A 26,536-nucleotide genomic window follows, 5' to 3' on the forward strand; every position below is an offset into this window, starting at 1 on the left:
ATCGATCGCTCCGTCTGCGGGCAGCGGCGATCGGCCCGTGGCCCGTCCGGGCCCGGGTCCTCCGGGAAGCGGCCGCCCGCGCTAGGCGGCGGGAGGCGGAAGAACAGCGGTCGTCGGCATGATCGGCACCCTAGGCGGGTGAACGGCCGCGGGGCAACTCCCTTCGTCGGGGCCCCCGACCGGCGGAGCCCCCGACCGACGGAGCCCTCGGCAGAGGTCCGTGCCGGAAGCCCTCGGCCGAAGCCTTCAGCGGAAAGGGTTGTTCAGAGGGTTCTGCGGAAAGGATTCAGCCGCACTCGCAGCGGGCCGCCGCGTCCAGTCGGGCGCCCAGCGCCACCGGGTCCACGCCCGCCCGGCGCAGCACCTCGACCGCCCGGGAGCGGGAGTCGCGCACCAGCGCGGCGAGCAGATCGGTTCCCTCCACCTGGGCGGCACCCCGTGCGCGGGCCCGGTCGCGGGCCTCCCGCATGGCCCCGGCGGCCGCGGGCGACCAGCCGGGCACGGCGCTCCCGGCGAGCGAGGGGAGGGCGCCGGAGTCCTCGATCGTTCCGCTCCAGCGCAACCCGTAGCCGATGGTGCGCTGGACGAGGTAGCCCAGCAGCCGGGCGACCTGGGCCGGGCCGCCCTCGAAGGCATGGCGGGCGGCCGGGTCGGCCTCCAGCAGGGTGTGGAGGAGGTGGGCGGTGTCGGCCTGCCGGTCGCCGTCGCGCGCGGCCCGCCTGCGGGCGCCCACGACCGCCGTGGCCAGTTCCGCGCTGAGCGGATCCTCGCCCGGGGCCCCGGCCCGTCCGGTGTCAGGTGTACGGCTTCGCACCCTTCCCACCCCATCAGTCCCGAGTGGTGAGAACATCCCCGGAAGGTTGCATTCGCGTGTCCGACGCGAGTTGGGCACGGCCCGCCGGGGCGTCATCCTTCAGGAGGAGGGCGGCCGGATCCGTCTCAGGGGCGCACGGACTTCCCTCGGGGGCGCGCCCCCTCCCCCGCCCTCTGGGTGACCTCCAGCGCGGCCGTCCGCGCCCCGGCGCGGAAGACGTACGGCCCGGGCTCGACGCGCGGCGGACCGGCCCCGTCGATGTCGCCGGGAGTGACCGCGAGCGCCTTCGACGGCACGGTCAGCCGCACGGTCCTCGTCTCCCCCGCCTTCAGGCGCACCTTGGTGAAGGCCACGAGTCTGCGCGGCGGCGACAGTACGTCGCCGACCGGCCGTGAAACATGGACGGGGAGGATCATTTCGCCGTCGCGCGGCCCGGTGTCGCGTACCCGCACGGTCATCCCGACGTCCGCGCCGGCCGGGACGGAGGGCGCGTCGAGCGTGAGCGACTCGACGCGGTAGGCGGTGTACGACAGGCCGTCCCCGAAGTCGTACGCCACGTCGTGCCCGGACTCGGCGCCCGCGTTGGTGCCCGGCAACTGCTGGTAGTAGAGGGGCTCGTTGCCGGTCCGCCGGGGCCACGAGACGGGCAGCCGGCCGTCCGGGCCGACCGCCCCGAACAGGACGTCCGCGACGGCGTGCCCGCCCTCGCCGCCCGGCAGCCAGGACATCAGCAGCCCTTCCGTCCCGTCGGCGTCGCCCAGCACCAGCGGGCGGCCGGCGAGGACGACCACCACGACCGGGCGGCCGGTCTCCTTCAGCTGCCGCACCAGCTCCCGCTGGTCCGCGGGAAGTTCGGGCCGGGGGCTGTCGGCTCCGCCCTCGGCGCCCGGCCGCTCCCCCACCACCACGACCGTCGCGTCGGCGTCCCGGGCCCCCGCCACGGCGTCGGCCGGGGCCGGGGCGTGGACGACGCGGGTGCCCTTGGGAGCCGCCTGCCGGATGCCCTCGAGCACGGTCGTGCCCGGGATCCGCACCCCGTCGGGGAGCCCCTGCCAGCCGACGGTCCAGCCGCCGGCCTGGGCGGCGAGATCGTCCGCGTGGGGGCCGGTGACGACGATCTTCTTCACGGACGGCCCGAACGGCAGGACGCCCTTGGCGTTGCGCAGCAGCACCTGTGAGGCGGCCGCGGCACGCCGGGCGAGCTCCCGCCCCGCGCCCAGGACTTCCGTGTTTGCGCGCTCGGCGTCGACATACGGTCGCTCGAAGAGCCCCAGGGTGAATTTGAGCCGCAGGACGCGCCCGGCGGCCTCGTCGATCCGACGGCCGGGCACCAGCCCGGCCCGTACGGCCGTGCGCAGCGCGTCGGCGAACTCCCCCGCCTCGTAGGGCTCCATGGCCATGTCGACGCCCGCGTTGACGGCGAGGGCGGCGGCGTGCGGGTAGTCGGCGGCCACCTTGTAGGTCGTCCACAGGGCACGGACGTCCTGCCAGTCGCTGACCGTGACGCCGGTGAAGCCCCACCGCTCGCGCAGGACCGTGGTGAGCAGATGGCGGGAGGCGGTGACGGGGACGCCGTTGAGTGCGCCGGAGTTGACCATGACGGTCTTCGCCCCGGCCTCGACGGCCGCCCGGTAGGGGGCGAGGAGGGTGTCCTGGAGATAGCGCGCGGAGACGTCGGCGGGCACGCGGTCGTGGCCGTTGGACGGCTCGGAGTAGCCGGCGAAGTGCTTGACGGTCGCTGCGACGTTCTTGGCGCCGCCGGCGCCCCCGGCGTTCTCGGTGCCGCGCACGGCCGCGGCGGCCAGGGCGCCGGCGAGCAGCGGGTCCTCGCCGAAGGTCTCGTAGTAGCGGCCCCAGCGCCGGTCGCGGGCGAGGTCGGCGACGGGGGCGAAGGCCCAGTCGGCGCCGGTGGCCGCGACGGCCCGTGCGGTCGCCTCGGCGCAGGCCCGGACGAGTTCCGGGTCCCAGGTCGCGGCGAGGCCGATCTGGTGCGGGAGGACGGTGGCGCCGAGGACGTTGTTGTGGCCGTGGACGGCGTCGACGCCGTAGAGGACGGGGACGCCCAGCCTGCTGTGCTCGACGGCGTACCTCTGCACCGCGTCGACCATGCGGGCCCAGTCGCGCGGCGTGTTCACGGGCGGGCCGCTGCCGCCCCCGGAGAGGACCGAGCCCACCGCGCGGTCGCGGAGCACGGCCGCCAGGCAGCGCTCGTTCAGCTCGCCGCCGCCGGTCTCGCCGCAGTCGCCCTGGAGCTTGACCACGGCGATCTGGGTCATCTGCCCGATCTTCTCGTCGAGCGTCATCCGGCGCAGCAGGTCGGCCACCCGCTCGTCCACGGGGGCGCGCGCGTCGCGGTAGCGCGGCCCGCCGGCCTCGGCTGCCCCGGCCTCGGCTCCGGTCTGGGCCCCGGCCTCCGCTCCGGCCGGGGCGCCGGAGAGGGCCGCCGCCAGGCACACGGCGACGGCAGCGAGGGCGATGACGGGGCCGGGGACGAGGGCGGGGAGGGGGTGCCGGCGGCGTGGGAGCGGGGGCATGGCCGGAGTCTCCCACCCGCTGACGTGCCGTCAAGAAAGCGCGCGGGGCGGCCCGGGTGATCCCCGGGCCGCCCCGCTCCAGACCTCGACCGCCGGGCTCAGCCCTCGTCGGCCAGGATGAGGTAGAGCTTCTTGCGGGCGTCGTTGACGACCGCGAGCGCCTTCTCCTTCTGCTCGGCGCTGCCGGTCTTCCAGACCTGGCCGAAGGCCTCCATCAGCCCGAAGCCGGCCTGGCGGATCTCCTGCATCGCCGCCCAGTCGACGCCGCGCCCCGCGTCCTCCCAGGGAGTGCCCGGGCCGGACTCGGCCTCGGCGTGACCGTCCTCGGTGAGCGTGAACAGCTTCTTGCCGCCCTCGCTCGCGCTGCTGATCAGGCCCTCGTCCTCCAGCAGCTGGAGGGTGGGGTAGACCGAGCCGGGGCTCGGCTTCCAGGCGCCGCCACTGCGCTCGGCGATCTCCTGGATCATCTCGTAGCCGTGCATCGGGCGGTCCTTGAGCAGCGCCAGGATCGAGGCGCGCACATCGCCGCGCCGCGCCCTGCCGCCCGGACCGCCCCGCCCGCGCCCGCCGAAGGGCGGGGCGCCGAACGGAGGCCCGAAGGGCCCGAAGGCCCGGCGCCCACCGAAACCGCCCGGACCGGGCTCGCTGGCCCCCCGGCCGCGCCCGGGGCCGTAGCCGTGGTGCTCATGACCGTGCCCTTGGAAGCGCATGATGCCGCTCCTTTCTTCATCGATCGTTCGCGATGCCTCAACGATATATCGGAACCGATCGGATGACAATGCCCTTCGGCGCGGGCATCGACTTTCGGCGAGGCCGGTCAGTCCTGGGAGGCCGATCAGTCCTGACGGAATGCGGCCGGAGGGACGGCCACGACCTTGGCGGCGTAGGCCGCCAGTTGAGCGCGCAGGCGTTCGCGCGGCACGCCTTCCTGGTCCGCCAGGCGTTCGACGAGGTCGGCCCGGGTGGCGGCCAGCAGGGCGTGCGCGGTGAAGTCGGCGTCGGTCAGGCCGGGGATCCGCTCCAGCACGGACCGGAGCAGGGCGTGCCAGCGCGCGTAGTGCTCCGCCTGGTACGGGCCGCCACTTCCGCTCTCCTCCAGAGCCAGCGCGAGGCGGCGATTATCGAGCTTGAAGCACAGGACGGCGTCGAGCAGGGCGGGCACGCGCTCCTGCGGCGGGGCGGCGGGCCCCAGCGGCGGCGGGCCCGACTCCGCGGCCTCACGGACCGGTTCGAGCCGGACCTCGTACAGCGCGCGGAGCAGGCCGGCACGGTCGCCGAAGGCGCGGAAGAGCGTGCCCTTGCCGACGCCGGCCGCCGTCGCGATGTCGGCCATGGTCAGGTCCTCGGGGCTTTCGGAGCGGGCGAAGAGGGCGTCGGCGGCCTCCAGGACGGCCTGCCGGTTACGGGCGGCGTCCTTGCGGGTCCTGCGCTCGGGGTCGGTCACGCGGTTCCTCCCATTGAAAAACGGACCCTGGGTCCGTATCGTTCGAACCGGACCCGAGGTCCGTATTTCTGAGACGGAGGATACCCATGTCCATACCCGTATCGACCGCTCCGGCGGAGCTGTACCGCCACAGCCTGCGGCTTCTGCTCGCCAAGGACATTCCCGGCTGGATCGGCCTGTGGGCCGAGGACGGCCTGATGGAGTTCCCGTTCGCGCCCCCGGGCCGGCCCGCGCGACTGGTGGGCCGGGAGGCGATCGCCGATTACATGCGCCCCTACCCCGACCACATCGACCTGCACGACTTCCCCGAGGCCGACCTGCGGATCCACCGGACCGCCGACCCCCGGACCATCGTGACCGAGATGCGCGGCGTCGGCCGGCTGGTGCGGAACGACCGCCCCTTCGACATGACGTACATCGCCGTGGTCACCGTCGAGGACGGGCGCTTCACCACCTACCGCGACTACTGGAACCCCCTCGCCGTCCTCGAACCCGGCGTCGACTTCGCCGGGACCGGAACCGGGACTGGGACCACCACCGGGACCGCCACCGCCACCGCGACCGGGAGCGGCCGATGACCACCGCCGACGCCTCTCCCGTCGACGTCTCTCCCATCGCTGCCGACACCTCTGTGTCCACCCGTGCCGCTCCCGCCATCGGCTCCACGCTGGTCATCGGTGCCACCGGGACCACGGGCAGCCGTACCGTCGCACGGCTGACGGCCGCCGGTCACGCGGTCAAGGCGGCCAGCCGCAAGGGCTCACCGGTGACCGGGGCCGAGCCGGTGCGCTTCGACTGGTACGACCCCGGCACCCACGCCGCCGCCCTCGACGGCGTCGACCGCGTCCACGTGATCCCGCCCGTGGGCGATCCCGACCCCGCCGCCGTCGTCCTCCCGTTCCTGCGCCGGGCCCGCGCCGGCGGCGTGCGGCGCGCGGTGCTCCTGAGCGCCTCCTCCATCCCGGAGGGCGGACCGGCCGTGGGGCAGGTCCACCAGGCGCTGCCCGGCATCTTCGACGAGTGGGCCGTGCTGCGGCCGTCCTGGTTCATGCAGAACTTCACCGGCGGCCACCTCCACGCCCGGAGCATCCGGGCCGACGGCGTCATCCGCACCGCCGCCGGGACCGGCCGGGTCGGCTTCGTCGACGCCGACGACATCGCCGCCGTCGCCGCCCACGCCCTGACCGACGTCCAGGCCCCCGACACCGACCTCGTCCTCACCGGACCGGAGGCGCTCAGCCACGACGACATCGCCGCGATCGTCACGGAGGTCACGAGCCGGCCCGTGGTCCACCGGCCGCTGTCCTACGAGGAACTGCGCGACCGGCTCGCCGCGCTGATGCCCGAGGAGTTCGCCGCGATGCTGGCCGGCATGGACCGGGCCATCGCCGAGGGGGCGGAGGACCGCGTCACCGACTCCGTCCGGCGCGTCACCGGGCGCCCCGCGCGCGGCTTCCGCGCCGTCGCGGAGCGAGAGCTGCGCCCCGGGCGCTGACGCTCAGGCGATATGACGGCACGTCACGGGGGCGCGGCCCTGGCCGCGCCGGCCTGCGCCGACGACGTCTACGGTCACCGCACGGGCGAGGGTGTCCACATCCGTGCCGCCGTCGGCACGTCCGTCTCGGTCGCCGGCTTGCGCTGCGGCGACCACCACCTGGCCCCTCCCCCATGGCCCTATACCTTCGTGCCGACGGCCGGCCCGGGTAAACGAGCGGTCAATCAACGACCGGTCCGCGGCCAAGGCTGCATATGGATTGCCTATACAGCCGCCTCCTTGTGCCGAATTGGGCGGCTGCGGCGTCGCGACCGATGTCTACGGTGAACCGCGATCCGGCCAGCCGAGCACGGGAGAGGACCCGGCCAGAATGAACGCATCACCCGCCAAGGCGCGGTTCGGCGGCGTGGTCGTGCTGCTGCTCGCCTGTCTCGTCGGCGGCTTCAGCGCGTGTGCCCTCCCGTTCGCGGCCGGCATCGCGGGCACGCGTGGCACGCTCACGGTGGAGACCCACGCATACACGACCAGCAGCCGGGGCGGGGTCAATGTGACCTCCCACGGAACTTTCCGTTCGCCGGACGGGCGAGTCATGGATCGTCACGCGAAGGTCGAGCCGGACTACGCGGTGGGATACCGGGTCGAGGTGGCCAAGGCCCCCTGGACCTATTACGTGGTCCACCCCGCGTATGCGTTCGGCTGGCTCGCGGGGACGTGTCTCGGGCTGACCTTCCTGTGCGTGGGCGTCCCGGCGTTGATCTACGGCGGGCCGATGGACGCGCGGCGCGCCCGTATGCAGGAACTGCTCCTCAAGGGCACCTTCTGGTGCGCACTCGGCAGCGGACTGCTGGGGGCGATCCTCGACATCGCGATGTGAGAGACGCGTCCCTGCGACGACCGCCCGCCCAGAGCCGGCGCCGCGCCGCCTCGACGCTGTCCCCGCCACAGAACAGGGGCTCCGTACGCCGTGACAGCGGCGCTCTTCGTGCCGAGTCGGCCCGTGCGCTCGGGAGCGCCGGCAGTACGGCGGCCGCCGTGTACGACAGGCCGAGAAAGCCGCCGACAGACGCTGAGCCTCCCCCGGCCTGATCCCGGCCACCCCGATCCCACCCGGCCCCATCCCCCCGCCCCCATCCCGGGCCACATTCCGGGAATTGGCCGTGGCCACCGCCCCCGCCGGGCCCCTAGGTTCACGGCCATGCGGATTCGAATCGTCGACGCCTTCACCGACCGCTCCTTCGCCGGCAATCCGGCGGGAGTGGTGCTCCTGGACTCCGGTTCCAACGGCTTCCCCGATGACGCCTGGCTGCGGGGCGTCGCCAGCGAGGTCAACCACCCCGAGACCGCCTTCGCCCACCCGCTGCCGCCCGGCTCCGACGCCGACTGGGCGCTGCGCTGGTTCACTCCCACCACCGAGGTCGACATGTGCGGCCACGCCACGCTCGCCACGGCGCACGTCCTCCACACCACGGGCACCGCCACCGGCACCGTGCGGTTCACGGCCCGCTGCGGCGTCCTCGTCACCACCGCCCATGAGGACGGCATGATCACCCTGGACTTCCCGACGGCGCCGCTCACCCCCACCGCCGTCCCCGACGGGCTGGAGCGGGCCCTCGGCGCCACGCCCCGCTCGGCCCACGACACCGGCCCGCACATCGGCGACCTGCTGCTGGAGCTCGCCGACGAGGCGACCGTACGGGGTCTCGCCCCGGACATCGCGGCGCTGGGCCGCCACTCCCGCCGGGGCGTCATCGCCACCGCGCCGGCCGAGGACCCGGCGCGCGGCTACGACTACGTCTCGCGCTGCTTCTTCCCCAACGTCGGCGTCGACGAGGACTCCGTCACCGGCAGCGCCCACACCGCGCTCGCCCCGTTCTGGTCCGCCCGGCTGGGCCGCGACGAGCTCACCGGGTTCCAGGCGTCCGCCCGCGGCGGCCTGGTGCGCACCACGCCGCGCGGCGACCGCACCCTGCTGACCGGCTCCGCCGTGACCGTCATCGACGGCGAACTGCTGGTGTGAGCCGTCGAAACGGGGCGGTCACGCCGTGGGCAGCCAGCCCACCTTGCCCGCGAGCAGCGCGTAGCCGACGAACGCCACGATGTCGATCAGCGCGTGCGCCGCGACCAGCGGCCCGACGCGCCCCCACCGCCGGTAGAGGAGGACGAAGACCACGCCCATCACCGCGTTGCCGACCAGGCCGCCGATGCCCTGGTAGAGGTGGTACGAGCCGCGCAGCGCCGCGCTCGCCACCAGGGCGGCGGCCGGGGTCCAGCCCAGCTGCCCCAGCCTGCGCAGCAGATAGCCGACGACCACGACCTCCTCCAGCACCGCGTTCTGCGCGGCGGAGGCGATCAGCACCGGGATCCGCCACCAGACGTGGGGCAGGTTCTCCGGTACGACGGTCAGGTTGAAGCCCGCCGCCCGTACGGCGAGGTAGAACAGCAGGCCGCTGCCGCCGATGGCGGCCGCGACCGCCGCGCCCCGGGCCAGGTCGGCGCCGGGGCGCGTCCGGTCGAAGCCGATGCTCCGCAGCCCCGCGCCCTCGCGGGTGAGGAGGTGGGCCACCAGGAGGACGGGCACGAGCGCGGTCGCGATGCCGAAGAGCTGCCAGGCGAGGTCGAGCCAGGGGCGGCCGGGGGCGTGCGAGCCGTTGAGGGTGGCCGCCTGGTGCTTGAGGCCACCCGGCCGGGTGGCCGCGCCGACAAAGCTGATCAGCGCCGAGACCGCGCTGGCGCCCAGCGAGAGCGCCAGGACGATCAGCGTCTCCGAGCGCAGCACACGCCGGGCGGGCCCGGCGCCGGACGCCGGCCCGGAGGGCGCCTCCGGCCGGATGCCCGCGCCGCCGTCCCGAGCGTTCTGCCGCACCGTCGCCTCCCAGCTGCCCGTCCTCACGACGGTCACAGCTTGCCCGAAGCTCCCGGGCCCCCGCGCACAGGGGTGCCGCGACGCCCCGGAAGGAGGGGTCACAGGGAGGGCGCGTCCGTGGGCCAGGTGTGGACGGGCTCGCCGGTGTGCATCAGCTCGCGGTAGCGGCGGGTCGTGACGGCGAGGGCGCGCTCCCGGTCCAGGCCGTGCTCCAGCGCGCGGTGGTAGGCGGCGGCCTGCCAGGAGGCCCCGTTGACCCGGCGCAGACAGCGTTCCTCGACGACCCCGAGGTAGTGGTCGCGGTCGGCGGGTTCCACCCCCCACGCGTCCAGCCCGGCCGAGGCCATGGGCAGGAGCTCCTCCAGGACGAGCCGGACGGCCGGGACCCGCGCGAGGACGCCGGTCCGGCCCGCCCGGGGCCAGCACAGGACGGCGTCGATGCCGTCGCGGCAGGCGGTGTCGAAGTTGTCGGCGGCGACGCCGAACGGCATCCGGGACCACACCGGCCGGGGCTCCTCGGCGAGGGTGCGGACCAGACCGTAGTAGAACGCCACGTTGGCGATGACGTCGGTGACGGTGGGCCCGGCCGGCAGGACGCGGTTCTCCACCCGGAGGTGGGGGACGCCGTCGGCGATGCCGTAGACGGGCCGGTTCCAGCGGTAGACCGTGCCGTTGTGGAGGGTCAGTTCGGCGAGCTCCGGGACGCCGCCCGCGTCCAGGACGCGCAGCGGGTCCTCGTCCCCGGATATGGGCAGCAGCGGGGGGAAGAAGCGGAGGTTCTCCTCGAAGAGCTCGTACGCGGAGGAGACCCAGCGCTCCCCGAACCAGGTGCGCGGCCGGACCCCCTGAGCCCGCAGCTCGGGCGGGCGGGTGTCGGTGGACTGCACGAACAACGGTGGCCGGGACTCGCGCCACAGCTCGCGGCCGAAGAGGAAGGGCGAGTTGGCGCCGACGGCGATCTGCGCCGCGGCGACGGCCTGGGCGGCGTTCCACACGGCGGCGAACCGGCCCGGGGTGACCTGGAGATGGAGCTGGACGGAGGTGCAGGCGGCCTCGGGGGCGATGGAGCGGGCGGTGCAGGTCAGCCGTTCCACTCCGGCGATGTCGATGGTGAACTCCTCGCCCCGGGCGGCCACGACCTGGTCGTTGAGCAGGAAGTACCGGTCGGCGGCGGAGAGGTTCGCATGGACCAGGTCCCGGTCGGTGAGCGTGGGCAGTATTCCGATCATGACGATGCCGGAGCCCACCTCCATGGCCCTGCGGTCCGCGTAGGACAGGCCCGTGCGCAGTTCCTCGGCGAGCTGGTCGAGAACCCTTCCCGAGAGCCGGTGCGGGACGATGTTCACTTCAAGGTTGAATCGCCCGAGTTCGGTCTGGAAATCCTGGCTGGCGATACGCTCCAGCACCTCGGCATTCACCATGCTCGGCATACCGTCGGGGCCCGCGAGATTCAGCTCGATCTCCAGCCCCATGAGATTGCGGGGACGGTCGAAGCGCTTCTCCTCCAGCAGCCTCGCCAGCCCGTCCAGACACCGCCGGAGCTTCTCCCGGTGGCGCTGCCGGTCGGCGAGATCGAACCCCAGGGCCGCGACCTTCTCCCCCATGCGAAGCCTCCCTCCCGGACGGGCCGCCCGCCGCACCGGCCTCTTGTCACGGTCGATGATGCCCAGGCGGGACGATCCATAACGCCCCGCGGCGCACGGGGAAGCGATAGGCTCTCACCCGGTGCGCTCCGGCACATTCCGTCGGCATGAAACAAGCGGCGGGCGGGGCGCAATGCGCTGGTGATAAACACCGATCGGATCCGGCCCACCGTATACGGTGACGAAGCCGAGGTCATGGGCGCGCGGCCTTCACAAAAACACCGAAATCCCCCCGGAATCGGGACCTGAATTGCCCTTGCCGGAAATACCCGCGACAGCTAGCCGAAACATCATGTGAACAAGTGTCGTATAAACTCCGGAATGAGGCAGAGAGCAGGCGCCCCGGAGTCGGTCCCGGCCCCCCTCTGACCCCGCACGCCGACAGCGTCGTCCGCACCCCGCCCCGCACCCCCGTGTCTTTCCTTGAGCGAGAGGCGACCCACCATGCCGCTGCATGTTCCCCCTGCTCCCGCGCCTGCCCTCCGCACGGTCCTGGCGGCCCTCGGTTCCCCCACCGCCGTCCGTGAGGCCCGTACCCCCTCGTTGCGGTCCGCCCGGACCCCGCTCAGCACCGAACTCCCGCTGCCCGTCCACCTGCTGGAGCGGGCGGGCAAGCCCGGCGGGGTGCCGCGCACCCGGCTGACCGGCTGGCGGTTCCAGATCAAGGAGGGAGAGCGGGCCGTGGCGGCCGGCGAGGCCGTGCTCACGGCCGACGGCTGGGCGTTCTCCCACTTCTGCGAGGGGCCGTACGTGGCCTCCACCGAGCTGGCCCTGCGCCAGGCCGAGGCGCTGACCACCGCGTACCAGCCACGGCTGTTGTCGGTGCCCGAGCTCTACATGCTCACCCTCTGGCTGCACGCGGACATCACGGCCGACGCCGCCTCCGAGCTGTTCGCCCCGGGCGACGTGCTCGTCCCCCTCGCACCGGCGCCGCCCGGCATCGCGGCCCACCGCCCGCACCGGGCCGCCGATCTGCTGCCCGCGCTGACGCCCCGGCTGGCGCCCCCGCACCGGCTGCGGGCGACGGCCTGACGACCGCCCGACCGGACCTCACGGACCGGCGGAGCCGACCCGGCCGGGCCCCGGAACCGTCGCGCCCCGTGCCTCCCCGCACCAGGGGAGTCGCGGGGCGCACCGCTGTCCCCGCCCTTCACCCTTCCGGGCTAGTCCGATGCGGCCATCCCGAACCCCCCGAAGGGACCGTCCAGTTGGGAGCAACCGCCCGCGCGGGTGACGCGTCATCACCCCGTGAGGAGCGTCCCTGGGAAATCCCTGCGGAACGAGGCCCGTAGGGCAAGACTGGGACCGACCGACGATGACAACGGGGGGCGGCATGAGCGACGCGTCGAGCCGCAGGACAGCCACCACATCAGAGCGAAAGATCACTTCCATGTGCCCGCACCAGCCCACGTGCCCGTCAGCCGACTCCGCCGACCGGGAGGCCGCCCACCTCGTGGTCGCCTACCCGGAGCAGGGATGGAGTCTTCTGTGCAATGGCGTCCTCTGCTTCGAGGACACCGGTGAGCTGCTGCCGGACGGACAGATCATCGCTCCGCACCGGGCGCTGGGCACCGACCAGGTGGTCACCGCCGCCTGACGCGGCCCCACCGCCCTCGCCCGGCACGCCGCACGGCGGCGTACGACACGAAGGGGCCGGTCCGGCGCCGTAGCGCCGGACCGGCCCCCACCCGTGCGGGTACTTGTCAGCCCTCGTACTCGTCCAGCGGCGGGCAGGAGCAGACCAGGTTGCGGTCACCGTAGGCGCCGTCCACGCGGCGCACCGGCGGCCAGTACTTGTCGGCCTTCGACTGCCCGCCCGGGAAGACGGCCTCGTCGCGGGTGTAGGGGTGCTCCCACGCGCCCGTCACCGAGGCGGCGGTGTGCGGGGCGTTGCGCAGCGGGTTGTCCTCGGCGGGCCACTCCCCCGTGCCGACCTTCTCGATCTCGGCGCGGATGGCGATCATCGCCTCGCAGAACCGGTCGAGCTCGGCGAGGTCCTCGCTCTCCGTCGGCTCGATCATCAGCGTGCCGGCGACCGGGAAGGACATGGTCGGCGCGTGGAAGCCGTAGTCGATCAGGCGCTTGGCGACGTCGTCGACGCTCACGCCGGTCGCCTTGGTCAGCGGCCGGAGGTCCACGATGCACTCGTGCGCGACCAGGCCGCCCGGGCCGGTGTAGAGCACCGGGTAGTGGGGCTCCAGGCGCTTGGCGATGTAGTTGGCGCCGAGCACCGCGACCTGCGTGGCGCGCTTGAGGCCTTCGCCGCCCATCAGGCGGACGTACGACCAGGAGATCGGCAGGATGCCCGCGGAGCCCCAGGGCGCGGCCGAGATCGGGCCGACGCCCGTGGCCGGGCCCGCGGTGGGCTGGAGCGGGTGGTTGGGCAGGTACGGGGCGAGGTGGGCGCGGACGGCGACCGGGCCGACGCCGGGGCCGCCGCCGCCGTGCGGGATGCAGAAGGTCTTATGGAGGTTCAGGTGCGAGACGTCGCCGCCGAACCGGCCCGGCTTGGCCAGGCCCACCAGGGCGTTGAGGTTGGCGCCGTCGACGTACACCTGGCCGCCGGCGTCGTGGACGGCCGCGCAGATGTCGGCGACGTGCTCCTCGAAGACGCCGTGGGTGGAGGGGTAGGTGATCATCAGCACGGCGAGCTCGTCGCGGTGCTGCTCGATCTTGGCGCGCAGGTCCTCGACGTCGACCTCGCCGTCGTCGGCGGTCTTGACGACGACGACCTTCATGCCCGCCATCACGGCGCTGGCGGCGTTGGTGCCGTGCGCGGAGGACGGGATGAGGCAGACGGTGCGCTGCGTGTCGCCGTTGGCGCGGTGGTACGCGCGGACGGCCAGCAGGCCCGCGAGCTCGCCCTGGGAGCCGGCGTTGGGCTGGAGGGAGACCTTGTCGTAGCCGGTGACCTCGGCGAGCCGCTCCTCGAGCTCGGTGATGAGGGTGGTGTAGCCCTCGGCCTGCTCGATGGGCGCGAAGGGGTGCAGCTGGCCGAACTCCGGCCAGGTGACCGGCTCCATCTCGGTGGTGGCGTTGAGCTTCATGGTGCACGAGCCGAGCGGGATCATGCCCCGGTCCAGGGCGTAGTCGCGGTCGGCGAGGCGGCGCAGGTAGCGCAGCATCGCGGTCTCGGAGCGGTGCTGGTGGAAGACCGGGTGGGTGAGGTACTCGTCGCCGCGCAGCAGGCCCTCGGGGAGCGTGTCGAAGGTCGTCCGGTCGAGCGCCTCGACGTCGGCCTCCACGCCGAACGCGGCCCAGACGGCGGCCAGGTGGGCGCGGGTGGTGGTCTCGTCGCAGGAGATGCCGACGTGGTCGGCGTCGGTCGGGCGGAGGTTGACGCCGCGCTCGCGGGCGGCCTCGACGACCTCGGCGGCCCGGCCGGGCACGCGCACGGTGACGGTGTCGAAGTAGGCGCCGTGGACGACCTCGGCGCCCCCGGCGCGCAGGCCCTCGGCGAGGATCGCGGCGTAGCGGTGGGTGCGGCGGGCGATCGCGGCGAGGCCCTCGGGGCCGTGGTACACGGCGTACATGCCGGCCATGACGGCGAGGAGCACCTGGGCGGTGCAGATGTTGCTGGTGGCCTTCTCGCGGCGGATGTGCTGCTCGCGGGTCTGGAGGGCCAGGCGGTAGGCCTTGTCGCCGTCGGCGTCGACGGAGACGCCGACGAGGCGGCCGGGCAGGCTGCGGGCGAACTTGTCGCGGACGGCCATGAATCCGGCGTGGGGGCCGCCGAAGCCCATGGGGACGCCGAAGCGCTGGGTGGTGCCCACGGCGATGTCGGCGCCGAGCTCGCCGGGCGGGGTGAGGAGGGTGAGGGCGAGGAGATCGGCGGCGACGGTGACGATCGCGCCGAGCTCGTGGGCCCGCTCGATGACCGGGCGGAGGTCGCGCACGGCGCCGGAGGCCCCGGGGTACTGGAGCAGGACGCCGAAGACGCCGCGCTCGGCGAGCTCCTCGGGGATGCCCGCGGACAGGTCGGCGACGACGACCTCGACGCCGGTGGGCTCGGCGCGCGTCTCGATGACGGCGACGGTCTGCGGGAGGGTGTCGGCGTCGACGAGGAAGACACCGTCCTTGACCTTGCCGACGCGCCGGGAGAGGGACATGGCCTCGGCGGCGGCGGTGCCCTCGTCGAGGAGGGAGGCGCCGGAGGTGGGCAGCCCGGTCAGGTCGGCGACGACCGTCTGGAAGTTGAGGAGGGCCTCCAGGCGGCCCTGGGAGATCTCCGGCTGGTAGGGCGTGTAGGCCGTGTACCAGGCGGGGTTCTCCATGACGTTGCGGAGGATCACCGGCGGGGTGAACGTGCCGTGGTAGCCCAGGCCGATCATGGAGGTGAGCACGGTATTGCGGTCGGCGAGGGAGCGGAGCTCGGCGAGGACCTCGGCCTCGGTGCGGGCCTCGGGCAGACCGAGCGCCCCGGCGCTCTTGATCGCGTCCGGCACCGCGGCGGCGGTGAGCTCGTCGAGCGAGCCGAAACCGACCTGGGCGAGCATCTTGGCCTGGGCGGCGGTGTCGGGACCTATGTGGCGCGCCTCGAAGGGCGTGCCGCGCTCCAGGTCGGTGAGGGCGATGCGGTGGACGGTCATCTGCGGAGGCCTCCTGGTCGATGCGACCTGCGAGGGGCACCACGGCGCGGGTACCCGGACGGCCTCCCCCTCTGTCATCTCAACCTGAGAGCTTCACCGGACCGCGGCGCACGACCCGGCTTTCACCGTCGGTGAGGAGGGGCTTCGGCGTTACTGCCTGACCTGGGCCCGCCCTGCTTTCCAGAGTGACCTCGTCCATGCGGTACGGGTGCCTGAGAGATTCCGGGGAGGATTTGCTCCTTCGGCGCCTTCCACGAACGCCTTTGTGGGCTTCGAGAAGAGCTCTCCCGCACGGGGTCTGCGGCCACTGGCCAGCCTACCAGCGAGGGTTTCCGGGTGGATCTCCCGAGTGGCCGGTTTCACCTTCGTGGTTTTTCGTGGTGACGAGGACCGTCATGGGCGGGGAGCAGCGGAGGAGCCGTGCAGACCGACATCGACCCCCGGAGCCTCATCGGGCGCAAGGCCTTCGACCGGGACGGCGTGAAGATCGGCACCGTGGACGAGGTGTACCTGGACGACGCGACCGGGGTGCCGGAGTGGGCGGCCGTGCGCACCGGCCTGTTCGGCCGGGACGCCTTCGTGCCGCTGGAGCCGAGCCGGGTGGAGGACGACGGCCTGCGCATCCCCTTTGAGCGCGCGCTGATCAGGGAGGCGCCCGGTTTCGGGGTGGGCCGGCACCTCTCCCCCGCGCAGGAGCTGCGGCTCTACCGGCACTACGGGCTGGAGCTGCCCTCGCCCGAGCCGGCACCGCCACCGCCGCCGGCGCCGGCGCCCGACGGCACGGCCGCCGGGGAGCCCGCGTCCGGGGAGTCCTCGTCCGGGGACCCTGAGGGGGCGGGCGGCGCGGGCGGCTGATCGTCGGCCGGGCGGATCAGCGGCAGGGGGTCGGCGGGGTGGAGCGCCGGGTCGTCGACGCGGAAGGTCCGCACCCGGCCGGGCGCCGACCAGGGTTCCTCGAAGCGGACGGTGACGCGTCCGACGCCGCTGCCCTGCACCCAGCCCGGCCCGTGCTCGTCGTGGCGGACGTCCAGCCCGGGAAGCCATCGCGGCGGACCCTCGGGGGCCTTCTGAGGCTCTTGGGACGTCTCGGGCTCTTGGGGTGCGGCCTCGGCGTCCTCGGCCGCCCTGGCCGCCGCTGCGGCCTCGGCGGCGCCGGCGGCGGCCTGGGCGAAGAGGTCCTCCTGGGTGTAGTCGGCGAGGCCCGAGACGCCCACGCCCAGCAGCCGCACCCCGGCCGTGGTGTCCACTCCCTCCAGCAGCCGGGCGGCCGCCTCGCGCACCACGGCGGGGTCGTCGGTCGGGCCGCGCAGGGTCTCCGAGCGGGTCAGGGTCGAGAAGTCGTACCGCCGGACCTTGATGACGACCGTGCGGCCCGAGCGCCCGGCGCCGCGCAGCCGGGTCACACAGCGGTCGGCGAGGCGGGCGATCTCCAGCTGCACCCGGGTCCGGTCGGTGAGGTCCTCGGCGAAGGTGTCCTCCACGGACACGGACTTGGCGTCCCGCTCGGCGACGACGGGGCGGTCGTCGTGCCCGGTGGCCAGGGCGTGGAGCCCGGCGCCATGGGCCTTGCCGAGGAGGCGCACCAGCTCGTCCTCACCGGCCTCGGCCGTCTCCGCCACGGTGGTGATGCCGGCGCGCCGCAACGTTTCGGCGGTGGCGGGGCCGACGCCCGGAATCGTCCGGACCGACATCGGGCCGAGCACCTCCAGCTCCGTGCCGGGCTCGATGATCTTGAGGCCGTCCGGCTTGGCCTCCTCGGAGGCGATCTTCGCGAACATCTTGGAGCCGGCCAGCCCCACCGAGGCCGTGAGCCCCGTGGCCGCCTCGATGTCGCGCCGCAGCCGCTCCGCCACCGCGCGGGCGGCCGCACCGGTGGGCGGCACCCCGCCCGCTTCGAGGTCGACGAACGCCTCGTCGAGACTGAGCGGCTCCACCAGCGGGGACAGCTCGCCCAGCAGCGCCATCACCACCTGGCTGACCCGCTGGTACAGGGCGAACCGCGGGGTGAGATAGGCGGCGTTGGGGCAGAGCCTGCGGGCCTGCGCCGTCGCCATGGCGGAGTGGACGCCGAAGACCCGCGCCTCGTACGAGGCCGTGGCCACCACGCCGCGGGGGCCCAGCCCGCCCACCACCACGGGTTTTCCGCGCAGGCTCGGCTTGGACGCCTGCTCCACCGAAGCGTAGAACGCGTCCATGTCCAGATGGAGAATCGTCGGCGCACCCCTCACAGGACAGATGCTGCCGCATACCACTGACATTCGCACCGATGTACGAAGAGGCGCCCCGCGCCGGCCGCTGTCACGGCCTGCGCGGGGCGCCCTGTCACGCTGTCGTACCACGGGCCCCGGAGGGCCTCAGCCCGCCCGGTTGCGGCGGCGGGCGAGCTCGTCGGCCGGGTTGTGGCCCACGAGCGTCTCACCGGTGTCCACCCGCTCCCCGTGGAGCTGGGCGAGGGCGCTCTCGACATCGCGCCAGACGACGCCCACGGCGATCCCGAAGACACCCTGGCCGCCCTGGAGGAGGTCGACGACCTCGTCGGGCGAGGTGCACTCGTAGACCGTGGCGCCGTCGCTCATCAGCGTCATCTGCGCCAGATCCGCCATGCCGCGCGAGCGCAGATGCTGCACGGCGGTGCGGATGTTCTGGAGCGAGACCCCGGTGTCCAGCAGCCGCTTCACGATCTTCAGGACGACCACGTCCCGGAAGCTGTAGAGCCGCTGGCTGCCCGACCCGTAGGCGGGCCGCACGCTGGGCTCCACGAGCCCCGTGCGCGCCCAGTAGTCGAGCTGCCGATAGGTGATGCCCGCGGCCGCGCACGCCGTCGGCCCCCGGTACCCGATGCCTTCGGAGCTCCGGGAGGCAACCACGCCCTCGGACTCGCTTCCCCGTGGGGTGGTCACCGCCGCCGTCGCGGAATAGCGGGGCACTGGTTCGACCGTTCCCCCATGCAGCGGATACGGACCGCCGACCGCCGTACCGTCGCCCGTGCTTCTCACGCCGACCTCCGTCCTTGACCTGCCTTCTCGACGGTAGGCAGTCGCTCGGGGTGCGTCAACGATCGCCACACTCGGCACGCCGAGTGATAATCACCCTGAGAGTGGTTTTACGTGTCCAGGTAGCGGGAAAAGCTACTCGAATGCGGCCCTACTGGCTGCTGCTGCCGAAGTCCTCCGGCGAGATCTGGTCGAGGAACTCGCGGAACTTCTCCACCTCGTCCTCCTGCTCGTCCGGGATGGCGATCCCCGCGTCGTCCAGCACCCCGTCACTGCCGTAGATCGGCGTGCCGGTGCGCAGCGCGAGCGCTATGGCGTCGGACGGCCGCGCGCTGACCTCCACCCCGCTGGCGAAGACGAGCTCCGCGTAGAAGACGCCTTCGCGCAGATCCGTGATGCGAACCTCCGCGAGCTGCTGTCCGACCGCCTCCAGCACGTCCTTGAACAGGTCGTGGGTCAGCGGACGGGCAGGCGCCATGCCCTGCTGGGCGAAGGCGATCGCCGTCGCCTCTCCCGGTCCGATCCAAATCGGGAGGTAGCGATCGCCTCCCACTTCACGCAGGAGCACGATCGGCTGGTTTGAGGGCATTTCCACCCGGACACCCACGACATCGAGCTCGTTCACACAGCAACCCTAGGCCGTGCCCGGCGGGTTTGGGTAGTCGGGCACTCACTGTCACTGGCCACGGGGCTGGAGCGCGGCCCTCACCAGGGCCGCGTGGAGCCGTACGGACAGGGCGGCCAGTTCCCTGGCCGTGGCCTCGGCATGGGCCCTGGTCTGCGGATTGCGGTGGCGGCGCAGGGGGGCGACCACCTGCTCGACGAGACCGGCCTCCCGCTCGGCTGCGGCCTTCACGGCCCGTAGGTGGCGCGGCTCAAGACCGAAACGGCCCAGGTCGGCGACGAGCTTGGCGATCGTGAGGGCGTCGGCGTCGAATCCGCCGTCCGGGTGGGCCGTGAGCAGCCCGTAGGACTCCCACTCGGCCAGCTCCTCCTCGGTGACCCCGGCGCCCGCCAGCAGCTCCGTACGGCCGATACGGGCCGTCACGGGCCCCTCGGGCCCTGTGGGGGCCGTAGCGGGCGCCCCGGGCTCGTCCAGGACGTCCGCGAGGTCGAGGGCGTCCCTCGGCTGCGCGGGGGCGGGCAGCTGGACCCGCTCGCCCCGGGCCAGGGCGTCCAGCTGCTCCCGGATGACCTTGAGCGGGAGGTAGTGATCGCGCTGCACCCGCAGCACGTACGCGAGCCGGGCCACGTCCTCCGTACTGAACTTGCGGTAGCCGGACGGGGTGCGCCGGGGCTCCACCAGGCCCTCCGCCTCCAGGAAACGGATCTTGGAGATGGTGACCTCGGGGAACTCCTCGCGCAACAGGTTGAGCACCGTTCCGATGCTCACCAGCCGGCCCTCCGCGCCGGCGGCACCGGAGGATCCGGTACCGCCCGACGGTGTTCGAAGCATGGCCCTTCCCTGGAGGTGCCCCGGACCACGTCCGGGAACGGTCAGATCCCCCGCTGGCTGCCGAAGAAGACCAGCCGGTACTTGCCGATCTGCACCTCGTCGCCGTTGGACAGGACGACCGACTCGATCTGCTCACGGTTGACGTACGTGCCGTTGAGGCTGCCGACGTCGGTGACGGTGAAGCTGCCGTCGTGGCCCCGGCGGAACTCCACGTGCCGGCGCGAGACGGTGACGTCGTCGAGGAAGATGTCGCTCTGCGGGTGCCGGCCCGCGGTGGTCACCTCCGCGTCCAGCAGGAAACGGCTGCCCGAGTTGGGGCCCCGGCGCACCACCAGCAGGGCCGAGCCCTGGGGCAGCGCCTCGACCGCGGCCTGCGCCTCGGGCGAGAGCGCCGGGATGGCCGTCTGGCCGGTGGTCTCCGAGTCGTACGCCTCGAGACCGGAGATGGAGATGGTCGAGGTCGTCTCCGACGCGCGCTCGGCGACCGCGCCCGGCCGCAGCGGAGCACCGCAGTTGGAACAGAACCGGCTGGCCTCGGCGTTCCGGTGGCCACACCTCGTACATACCGGCAAGGCAAACCCTCCACCCGCACTTGAGGTCGCTGGTGCCCCGAAACCTATGCGCCCCGCCTGGGCAGGGTCAACAGAGGACGCGCCCGGACCGCCCGGAATGTCGCCCCCGTAGCCCTGGGCGTCGACCTGGTCCCGGAACAGCGGGCGGCCTTCCTGGACGTTCTCGCCGCCGTCGCCGGACCGCGGCGCCCGGTGCCGGGCGGTACCGCCGTCCTGGCGTGCGCTCTTGCCGAACAACTTCGCAAACAACTTCACGGGCGATTCCCCTTGACCGAAACAGACCCGCCCGTGGGGCAGGACAAACCCTTGCTGCACACACCGTCCGACCTGGACATCTCTACAACGTCCGCAGTCAACAGACAGTTTCCATCACGCACCCTTGACTTGGTGCGCCGACCCCCCGCAACCTCCCGCCCTCCCCATGGGCCCCGCTCGCGCGCCCGTCTCACTGCGATGACGACCGAGCGTAGTCAGGCCGCTTCGCCGGGCGCAAGGCGTCCACAATGATCTTCTCAGACCGGGAGACACTCACCGACGCCTGCTCCTTCTCGAGAGTCTGCACCACACCACCGGGGATGTTCAGCGCGGGCTCCAGGTCCTGGGGCTTGCCGATGACCTTGAACTTATAGGGCTGCGAGACCTTTTTCCCATCGATCTCCACCTTTCCCGCGGAGCCCGAGAAGTAGGTGCCCGCGACGACCCGGACATCGTTGATCTGGATCGCCTCCGCGCCCGCGGCCCGGAGCTCCTGGATCGTGTCGAGCAGCTTGTCCGACTCGACGGTCCCCTTGCTGTCGCTCACCGTGAGCTCGATGCCGGGCCCCTCGGCCGCCACCGTACCCGCGAGCACCCCGAGCTGCTCCTCCTTTTGCGCGGTCTGCTTACGGGCCTCGGCGGCCTGGTTGGAGCTGCTCTCCAGCTCGGACCGCTGACCGTCCAGCCGGCGCTTCTCGTCCTCCAGCCGCTTGGTGCGGTTGTCCAGTTCGTCCAGGATCCGTACGAGATCCTCCTGCCGGGCGCCGCGCAGGGCGCTGTTGTCGCTCGTCGAACGGACCTGGATGGCCAGGCCCAGCCCGAGGACGCACAGCAGCACCGCCACGGTGAGCTGGGCACGCGTCAGCCTTGGGGGCCACAGCCCGCTCATCAGCCGTTGACGTCCCGTCAACGGGGCGGCCTCGGGAACGGTTTTCTTTGGGGGGACGGGACCGGGTACGGGCTGCTCCGGACCGGGCTCCCCGGGCCCGGGCACCCCGGCCTCCGGCTCTGCGGCCTCCTCGGGGCGCTCCTCCTCCGGGCGCTCCGCCTCCGGCTCGCCCGGTGCCCCGGCCGGCGGCTCGGGCCGCTCCCGCTTCTCCTCTTTCCCCGGCTCCTCCGGTCGTCCCTGCTGTCCGGACTTGTCGGGAGTGTCGTCTGCGCTCATCGGTCTCACGCCCGGAAGATGTGCCGCCGGATGGCGGCCGCGTTGGAGAAGATACGAATGCCCAGGACGACCACCACACCGGTGGACAGCTGCGCGCCGACGCCGAGCTTGTCGCCCAGGAAGACGATGAGCGCGGCCACGACCACGTTGGACAGGAACGAGACCACGAAGACCTTGTCGTCGAAGATCCCGTCCAGCATCGCCCGGAGGCCGCCGAACACCGCGTCGAGCGCCGCCACGACGGCGATGGGAAGGTAGGGCTCGACCGCCGTCGGCACCACGGGACGGACGACCAGCCCGACCACGACTCCCACGATGAGGCCCAATACGGCGATCACGATGTGCCCTTCCCTGGTGTTGCGGTACGTACGATCAGACTCGGCGCGGGAGGCAGCCGGACCTCGTCCTGAGTGGAAATGCTCGCGCGGACCCCGTAGTTCTGCTGGAGCACATGCAGGTACTGGCCGTCGACGCTGTCCTGGAACGCGGTGCTGAGCCGCTGCCCGTCCCCGATCGCCAGCACCGTGTACGGCGGCACCAGCGGTCTGTTGTCGACCAGTATGGCGTCACCCGCGGCCCTGATCGCCGACAGCGCCGTCAGCCGCTGACCGTTGATGGCGATCGCCTCGGCGCCGGACTGCCACAGACCGTTGACGACACGCTGCATGTCGCGGTCGCGCACCCGCCCGGTGTCGGAGAAGCCACTGCTCTCCCGGGGCCCGCCCCCACTGGTCCTGGCCTGCTTGGCGTCGTCGACCACCACTTTGATCCCGGGCCCGCGCACCGGCGTGGCCCCGGCGAGCAGCGACACCAACTCGGCCTTGTCCCCACCGTGTTTCCGCAGCGCGTCACGCTGCTTGGTACCGACCGCGTCCCGCAGGGAGTCGACGTTCTTCTGGAGGCTGTCGGCGGCGGAGGTCTCCGCCTCGATCCGCTGGATGAGCTGCTCGCGCTCCTTGGCCAGCGTCGGTGCCGATATCCGCGCCTGCGCGGCCCCCAGCGTCACCACGACGGCCGACAGCAGCAAGGCGGCGGCCAGCCCCAACTTCGCCCGCAGGGTACTCGGCAGGCCCTTGCCGCCCTCGGCCCGCCGGGCCGCCGCCTCCGCGTAGCCCTCGTCGAGGCTGTGATCCATCACATTGGTCAGCAGCGACATCGACGCGTCGGGACGCGACGGTGGCGACGAGGTGCTCCGAACGGGGGGCTGCTGCGGCATGCCGCACATCGTCGCACGTCGGGGGCGTCGTCTCCCAATGGCCCCACCGGCGTGCCGGATCCGGTACGGATTCACGACACTCCCGGAACACCGGGGGAACATCCCCCGGCCCGGGCAGGACGACGCCCCCCGGGGCCGTCAGCGCCCGGCGCCGTCCACGACCGCCGACCACTCGTCCAGCAGCGCCTGCGCGGAGGCGTCGTCAGGCCCCTCCGCCCACAGATGCGTCACCGCCTCCGCCGGGTCCGGCAGCACCATCACCCAGCGCCCGTCGGCCTCGACCACCCGCACCCCGTCCGTCGTGTCCACCGAACGGTCCCCGGCGGCCTCCACCACATGCCGCATCACCAGGCCCTTGACGGCCCACGGCGTGGCCAGGTCCCGGCGCAGGACGTGCGCCCTGGGGATCCGCGCGTCTATCTGGCTGAGCGTGAGCTGGGTCCGGGCCACCAGCCCGATCAACCGGACGAAAGCGGCCGTACCGTCGAAGACGCTGTTGGACTCCGGGATGATGAAGCCGCCGCGCCCGTCGCCGCCGAAGATCGTCGACTCCTGCCGGCCCACCCTCGTCAGATCGTCCGGCGACGTCGTCGTCCACTCCACCTGCGTCCCGTGGTACGCGGCCACCTGCTCGGCGATCCGGGTCGTGGTCACCGGCAGCGCCACCCGTCCGCTGCGCCGCTCGGCGGCCACCAGGTCCAGCAGGACCAGCAGCGCGCGATCGTCCTCCACGATGCGGCCGCGCTCGTCCACCAGCGAGATCCGCTCGCCCACCGGGTCGAACCGCACCCCGAACGCGGCCCGCGCCGACGCCACGATCTCCCCCAGCCGCACCAGCCCGGACCGGCGGGTGTCGGCGGTCTCGGTGGGACGGGCCTCGTCCAGCCCGGGGTTGATGGTGAGCGCGTCCACGCCCAGCCGGCCCAGCAGGCTGGGCAGAACGAGCCCCGCGCTGCCGTTCGAGGCGTCGACGACCACCTTCAGCCCCGCCTCGGCGACCCCGGTGGTGTCCACGGACCTCAGCAGTGAGCCCGTGTAGGAGTCGTAGACGCTGGAGGGGAAGGACAGATCGCCGATCTCGCCGGGGAACGCACGCCGGTACTCCTGGCGGGCGTAGACCCGGTCGAGCTTGCGCTGCCCCGCCTGGGAGAGGTCGGCGCCGCGCTCGTCCAGGAACATGATGTCCACCGAGTCCGGCACCCCGGGCGACGTACGGATCATGATGCCGCCGGCACTGCCCCGCGCGGTCTGCTGCCGGGCCACCGGCAGGGGGACGTTCTCCAGGTCGCGGACGTCGATGGCGCTGGCCTGAAGGGCCGAGATCACCGCGCGCTTGAGAGCACGGGCGCCACGGGAGTGGTCACGTGCCGTGGTGACGGTGGCTCCCTTCTTCAGCGTCGTCGCGTACGCCCCGGCGAGCCGGACCGCCAGCTCGGGCGTGATCTCCACATTGAGGATCCCGGACACACCGCGCGCGCCGAAGAGATGGGCCTGCCCCCGGGACTCCCAGATGACGGAGGTGTTGACGAATGCGCCGGCCTCGATGGTCTTGAAGGGATAGACCCGGACATTGCCCTGGATAATCGATTCCTCACCGACGAGGCACTCATCGCCGATGACGGCGCCGTCCTCGATCCGGGCCGCCCGCATGATGTCGGTGTTCTTCCCGATGACACAGCCGCGCAGATTGCTCTGCTGGCCGACGTAGACGTTGTCGTGGACGACGGCCTTGTGGAGAAAGGCGCCGCTCTTGACGACGACGTTGGAGCCCACGACCGTGTGCTCGCGGATCTCGGCGCCGGCCTCGACCTTCGCGTAGTCGCCGATGTAGAGCGGGCCGCGCAGGACCGCGTCGGGATGCACCTCGGCGCCCTCGGCCACCCAGACGCCGGGCGAGATCTCGAAGCCGTCTATGTCGACATCGACCTTGCCCTCCAGGACATCAGCCTGCGCCTTCACATAGCTCTCGTGGGTGCCGACGTCCTCCCAGTAGCCCTCGGCCACATAGCCGAAGATGGGCTTGCCTTCCTTCATCAGCTGCGGGAAGACGTCCCCCGACCAGTCGACCGGAACATCGGGCCGCACATAGTCGAAGACCTCGGGCTCCATGACATAGATGCCCGTATTGACGGTGTCGGAGAAGACCTGACCCCATGTGGGCTTCTCCAGGAAGCGTTCGACCTTGCCCTGCTCGTCGACGATCGTGATGCCGAATTCCAGCGGATTGGGGACGCGCGTCAGACAGACCGTGACCAGGGCGCCCTTCTCCTTGTGGAAACGGATCAGGTCGGTGAGGTCGAAATCGGTGAGGGCGTCGCCCGAGATGACGAGGAAGGCGTCGTCCTTGAGCGCCTCCTCGGCGTTCTTGACGCTGCCCGCGGTGCCGAGTGGCTTCTCCTCGTTGGCATAGGTGAGCTCCATGCCGAGTTCCTCACCGTCACCGAAGTAGTTCCGTACCAGGGAGGCCAGGAACTGTACGGTCACCACGGTTTCGGTGAGCCCGTGCCGCTTCAGCAGGCGGAGCACATGCTCCATGATCGGGCGGTTGGCCACGGGCAGGAGCGGCTTGGGCATGCTCGAGGTCATGGGGCGAAGGCGGGTGCCTTCGCCTCCGGCCATCACGACGGCCTTCATGTCGGAAGCGTCCTCCTTGAGAGACGACGGTCATGCCGACGAAACCGCCCGACGAGCCCGGCCGGGGCCGCGCGTCCACGCGCGCCCGCAGGGGCTCCTGCCCTGCGAGGCCGGTGGGTACGGCGAGATCAGTCGGCCGTGGCATCCGCCCGGACGAGTCGGCGGACCTGGACCACGTAGAGGATCCCTGCCCACCAATAGAGGGTTGTACCCCATCCGGCGAACGCCCATCCGAAAATCGCGGCGAGGGACGAGAGCCAGCCGGATCCATCACTGAGAAGCAGCAACGGGAAGGCGTACATCAGGTTGAAGGTCGCGGCCTTGCCGAGGAAGTTCACCTGCGGCGGCGGATAGCCGTGCCGCCTCAGGATCCACACCATGACCAGCAGCATCGCCTCACGGGCCAGCAGGGCCACGGTCAGCCAGAGCGGAAGAATCTCACGCCAGGTCAGACCGAAGAGGGTGGAGAGGACATAGAGCCGGTCGGCGGCCGGGTCGAGCAGCCGGCCGAGGCTGCTGACCTGGTTCCAGCGCCGGGCGAGCTTTCCGTCGAGGTAGTCGCTGACACCGCTGAGCGCCAGGACGAGGAGCGCCCAGCCGTCGTACTTCTGAAGAATCAGCCACAGGAACAGGGGAACGCCGACGAGGCGCGCCATGCTGAGGATGTTCGGGATGGTGAGGACGCGGTCGGTCTGGACGCGCGTCTCCTGGACCTCCACCCGGGGGCCTCCTGTGGGGATATGTACCAACGATTCCCCCTGACCTTACCCCCAGCCGTCCGGGGGTCACGCAGAGGGGGCAGATCTGGCCGTAAACGCAAGAAAGCCCTGGCGGGTAACCCCACCAGGGCTTTCTCTAAAAGG

23 protein-coding genes, 1 pseudogene and 1 riboswitch are annotated in these 26,536 nt (G+C 72.4%); of the genes and pseudogenes, 7 read left to right on the forward strand and 17 right to left on the reverse strand.

The features are described 5' to 3' along the window. Positions 1–286: 286 nt before the first annotated feature. The 4 genes from ACX9I7_RS13860 to ACX9I7_RS13875 all read right to left on the reverse strand — a co-directional run bounded on the left by ACX9I7_RS13860 (position 287) and on the right by ACX9I7_RS13875 (position 4,792). Entirely contained in the window at positions 287–814 is a 528-nt protein-coding gene (locus tag ACX9I7_RS13860) for a Clp protease N-terminal domain-containing protein (RefSeq protein ID WP_459387496.1), read from the reverse strand. Between the two features lie 125 nt (positions 815–939). Then, positions 940–3,348, reverse strand: a complete 2,409-nt coding sequence (locus tag ACX9I7_RS13865) for a glycoside hydrolase family 3 N-terminal domain-containing protein (protein ID WP_459387497.1) — start codon at positions 3,346–3,348, stop codon at positions 940–942. Between the two features lie 98 nt (positions 3,349–3,446). Continuing rightward, positions 3,447–4,058 (reverse strand): PadR family transcriptional regulator, encoded by a 612-nt coding sequence (locus ACX9I7_RS13870; RefSeq protein WP_387578138.1) that lies wholly within the window; start codon positions 4,056–4,058, stop codon positions 3,447–3,449. Positions 4,059–4,183: 125 nt separating this feature from the next. Beyond that, on the reverse strand, positions 4,184–4,792 hold the full coding sequence (locus ACX9I7_RS13875; protein WP_459387498.1) for a TetR/AcrR family transcriptional regulator: 609 nt from the start codon (positions 4,790–4,792) through the stop codon (positions 4,184–4,186). An 86-nt stretch (positions 4,793–4,878) separates the two neighbouring features. Between ACX9I7_RS13875 and ACX9I7_RS13880 the strand changes: the two genes are divergently transcribed. From ACX9I7_RS13880 to ACX9I7_RS13895, 4 genes are all read left to right on the forward strand, one after another. After that, complete coding sequence (locus tag ACX9I7_RS13880) at positions 4,879–5,370, forward strand: nuclear transport factor 2 family protein (protein WP_459387499.1); 492 nt, start codon at positions 4,879–4,881, stop codon at positions 5,368–5,370. Next, complete coding sequence (locus tag ACX9I7_RS13885; RefSeq protein ID WP_459387500.1) at positions 5,367–6,287, forward strand: NAD(P)H-binding protein; 921 nt, start codon at positions 5,367–5,369, stop codon at positions 6,285–6,287. The genes ACX9I7_RS13880 and ACX9I7_RS13885 overlap by 4 nt, the downstream gene beginning before the upstream one ends. A 370-nt stretch (positions 6,288–6,657) precedes the next feature. After that, a complete protein-coding gene (locus ACX9I7_RS13890) occupies positions 6,658–7,161 on the forward strand; it encodes a hypothetical protein (RefSeq protein WP_459387501.1) in 504 nt (167 codons plus the stop codon). Between the two features lie 321 nt (positions 7,162–7,482). Beyond that, positions 7,483–8,304 carry a PhzF family phenazine biosynthesis protein gene (locus tag ACX9I7_RS13895; RefSeq protein WP_459387502.1) on the forward strand — a complete coding sequence of 274 codons (822 nt, stop codon included), beginning with the start codon at positions 7,483–7,485 and terminating at the stop codon, positions 8,302–8,304. A gap of 18 nt (positions 8,305–8,322) precedes the next feature. On the opposite strand, the gene ACX9I7_RS13900 is transcribed toward ACX9I7_RS13895, so the two are convergent. Both ACX9I7_RS13900 and ACX9I7_RS13905 read right to left on the reverse strand, forming a co-directional pair. After that, positions 8,323–9,117: a CPBP family intramembrane glutamic endopeptidase gene (locus tag ACX9I7_RS13900; RefSeq protein ID WP_459387513.1), complete on the reverse strand. Its 795-nt coding sequence runs from the start codon at positions 9,115–9,117 to the stop codon at positions 8,323–8,325. A 131-nt stretch (positions 9,118–9,248) separates the two neighbouring features. Next, complete coding sequence (locus ACX9I7_RS13905; RefSeq protein WP_459387503.1) at positions 9,249–10,754, reverse strand: glutamate--cysteine ligase; 1,506 nt, start codon at positions 10,752–10,754, stop codon at positions 9,249–9,251. 483 nt (positions 10,755–11,237) lie between these two features. Here ACX9I7_RS13905 and ACX9I7_RS13910 point away from each other — a divergent pair, with 483 nt between their 5' ends. Further along, a complete protein-coding gene (locus ACX9I7_RS13910; RefSeq protein ID WP_387578125.1) occupies positions 11,238–11,825 on the forward strand; it encodes a hypothetical protein in 588 nt (195 codons plus the stop codon). A 358-nt stretch (positions 11,826–12,183) separates the two neighbouring features. After that, complete coding sequence (locus ACX9I7_RS13915) at positions 12,184–12,390, forward strand: DUF5999 family protein (RefSeq protein WP_459387504.1); 207 nt, start codon at positions 12,184–12,186, stop codon at positions 12,388–12,390. Between the two features lie 106 nt (positions 12,391–12,496). Here the strand turns inward: ACX9I7_RS13915 and gcvP are convergent, their stop codons facing one another. Further along, positions 12,497–15,382 (reverse strand): aminomethyl-transferring glycine dehydrogenase, encoded by a 2,886-nt coding sequence (gene gcvP, locus ACX9I7_RS13920; protein ID WP_459387505.1) that lies wholly within the window; start codon positions 15,380–15,382, stop codon positions 12,497–12,499. 190 nt (positions 15,383–15,572) lie between these two features. Further along, positions 15,573–15,682, reverse strand: a riboswitch (glycine riboswitch). Positions 15,683–15,802: 120 nt separating this feature from the next. Between gcvP and ACX9I7_RS13925 the strand changes: the two genes are divergently transcribed. Beyond that, positions 15,803–16,237, forward strand: a complete 435-nt coding sequence (locus ACX9I7_RS13925; protein ID WP_459387506.1) for a PRC-barrel domain-containing protein — start codon at positions 15,803–15,805, stop codon at positions 16,235–16,237. A gap of 71 nt (positions 16,238–16,308) precedes the next feature. Here ACX9I7_RS13925 and ACX9I7_RS13930 read toward each other — a convergent pair. From ACX9I7_RS13930 to ACX9I7_RS13975, 10 genes and pseudogenes are all read right to left on the reverse strand, one after another. Continuing rightward, positions 16,309–17,640 (reverse strand): annotated as a pseudogene (locus tag ACX9I7_RS13930) (DNA polymerase IV); the annotation flags it as partial. A 96-nt stretch (positions 17,641–17,736) separates the two neighbouring features. After that, complete coding sequence (locus ACX9I7_RS13935; RefSeq protein ID WP_459387507.1) at positions 17,737–18,378, reverse strand: MerR family transcriptional regulator; 642 nt, start codon at positions 18,376–18,378, stop codon at positions 17,737–17,739. 148 nt (positions 18,379–18,526) lie between these two features. Beyond that, positions 18,527–19,000 carry a bifunctional nuclease family protein gene (locus ACX9I7_RS13940; RefSeq protein WP_126913184.1) on the reverse strand — a complete coding sequence of 158 codons (474 nt, stop codon included), beginning with the start codon at positions 18,998–19,000 and terminating at the stop codon, positions 18,527–18,529. A gap of 51 nt (positions 19,001–19,051) precedes the next feature. After that, the gene (gene ftsR, locus ACX9I7_RS13945) at positions 19,052–19,831 is read right to left on the reverse strand and encodes a transcriptional regulator FtsR (protein WP_358634625.1); all 780 of its coding nucleotides are present in this window, start codon (positions 19,829–19,831) and stop codon (positions 19,052–19,054) included. 41 nt (positions 19,832–19,872) lie between these two features. Then, positions 19,873–20,718, reverse strand: a complete 846-nt coding sequence (locus ACX9I7_RS13950) for an FHA domain-containing protein (protein ID WP_387578113.1) — start codon at positions 20,716–20,718, stop codon at positions 19,873–19,875. A gap of 130 nt (positions 20,719–20,848) precedes the next feature. Then, the gene (locus ACX9I7_RS13955) at positions 20,849–21,823 is read right to left on the reverse strand and encodes a DUF881 domain-containing protein (protein WP_387578111.1); all 975 of its coding nucleotides are present in this window, start codon (positions 21,821–21,823) and stop codon (positions 20,849–20,851) included. Between the two features lie 5 nt (positions 21,824–21,828). After that, positions 21,829–22,161 carry a small basic family protein gene (locus tag ACX9I7_RS13960; protein WP_071964751.1) on the reverse strand — a complete coding sequence of 111 codons (333 nt, stop codon included), beginning with the start codon at positions 22,159–22,161 and terminating at the stop codon, positions 21,829–21,831. Continuing rightward, positions 22,158–23,039, reverse strand: a complete 882-nt coding sequence (locus ACX9I7_RS13965) for a DUF881 domain-containing protein (protein WP_387578109.1) — start codon at positions 23,037–23,039, stop codon at positions 22,158–22,160. The genes ACX9I7_RS13960 and ACX9I7_RS13965 overlap by 4 nt, the downstream gene beginning before the upstream one ends. Before the next feature lie 138 nt (positions 23,040–23,177). Continuing rightward, positions 23,178–25,673 (reverse strand): mannose-1-phosphate guanyltransferase, encoded by a 2,496-nt coding sequence (locus ACX9I7_RS13970; protein ID WP_126913189.1) that lies wholly within the window; start codon positions 25,671–25,673, stop codon positions 23,178–23,180. Between the two features lie 128 nt (positions 25,674–25,801). Continuing rightward, positions 25,802–26,392, reverse strand: coding sequence for a CDP-alcohol phosphatidyltransferase family protein (locus ACX9I7_RS13975; RefSeq protein ID WP_189450851.1), 591 nt, complete (start codon positions 26,390–26,392; stop codon positions 25,802–25,804). Between the last annotated feature and the right edge of the window lie 144 nt (positions 26,393–26,536).

Source organism: Streptomyces sp. L500, from assembly GCF_054551825.1.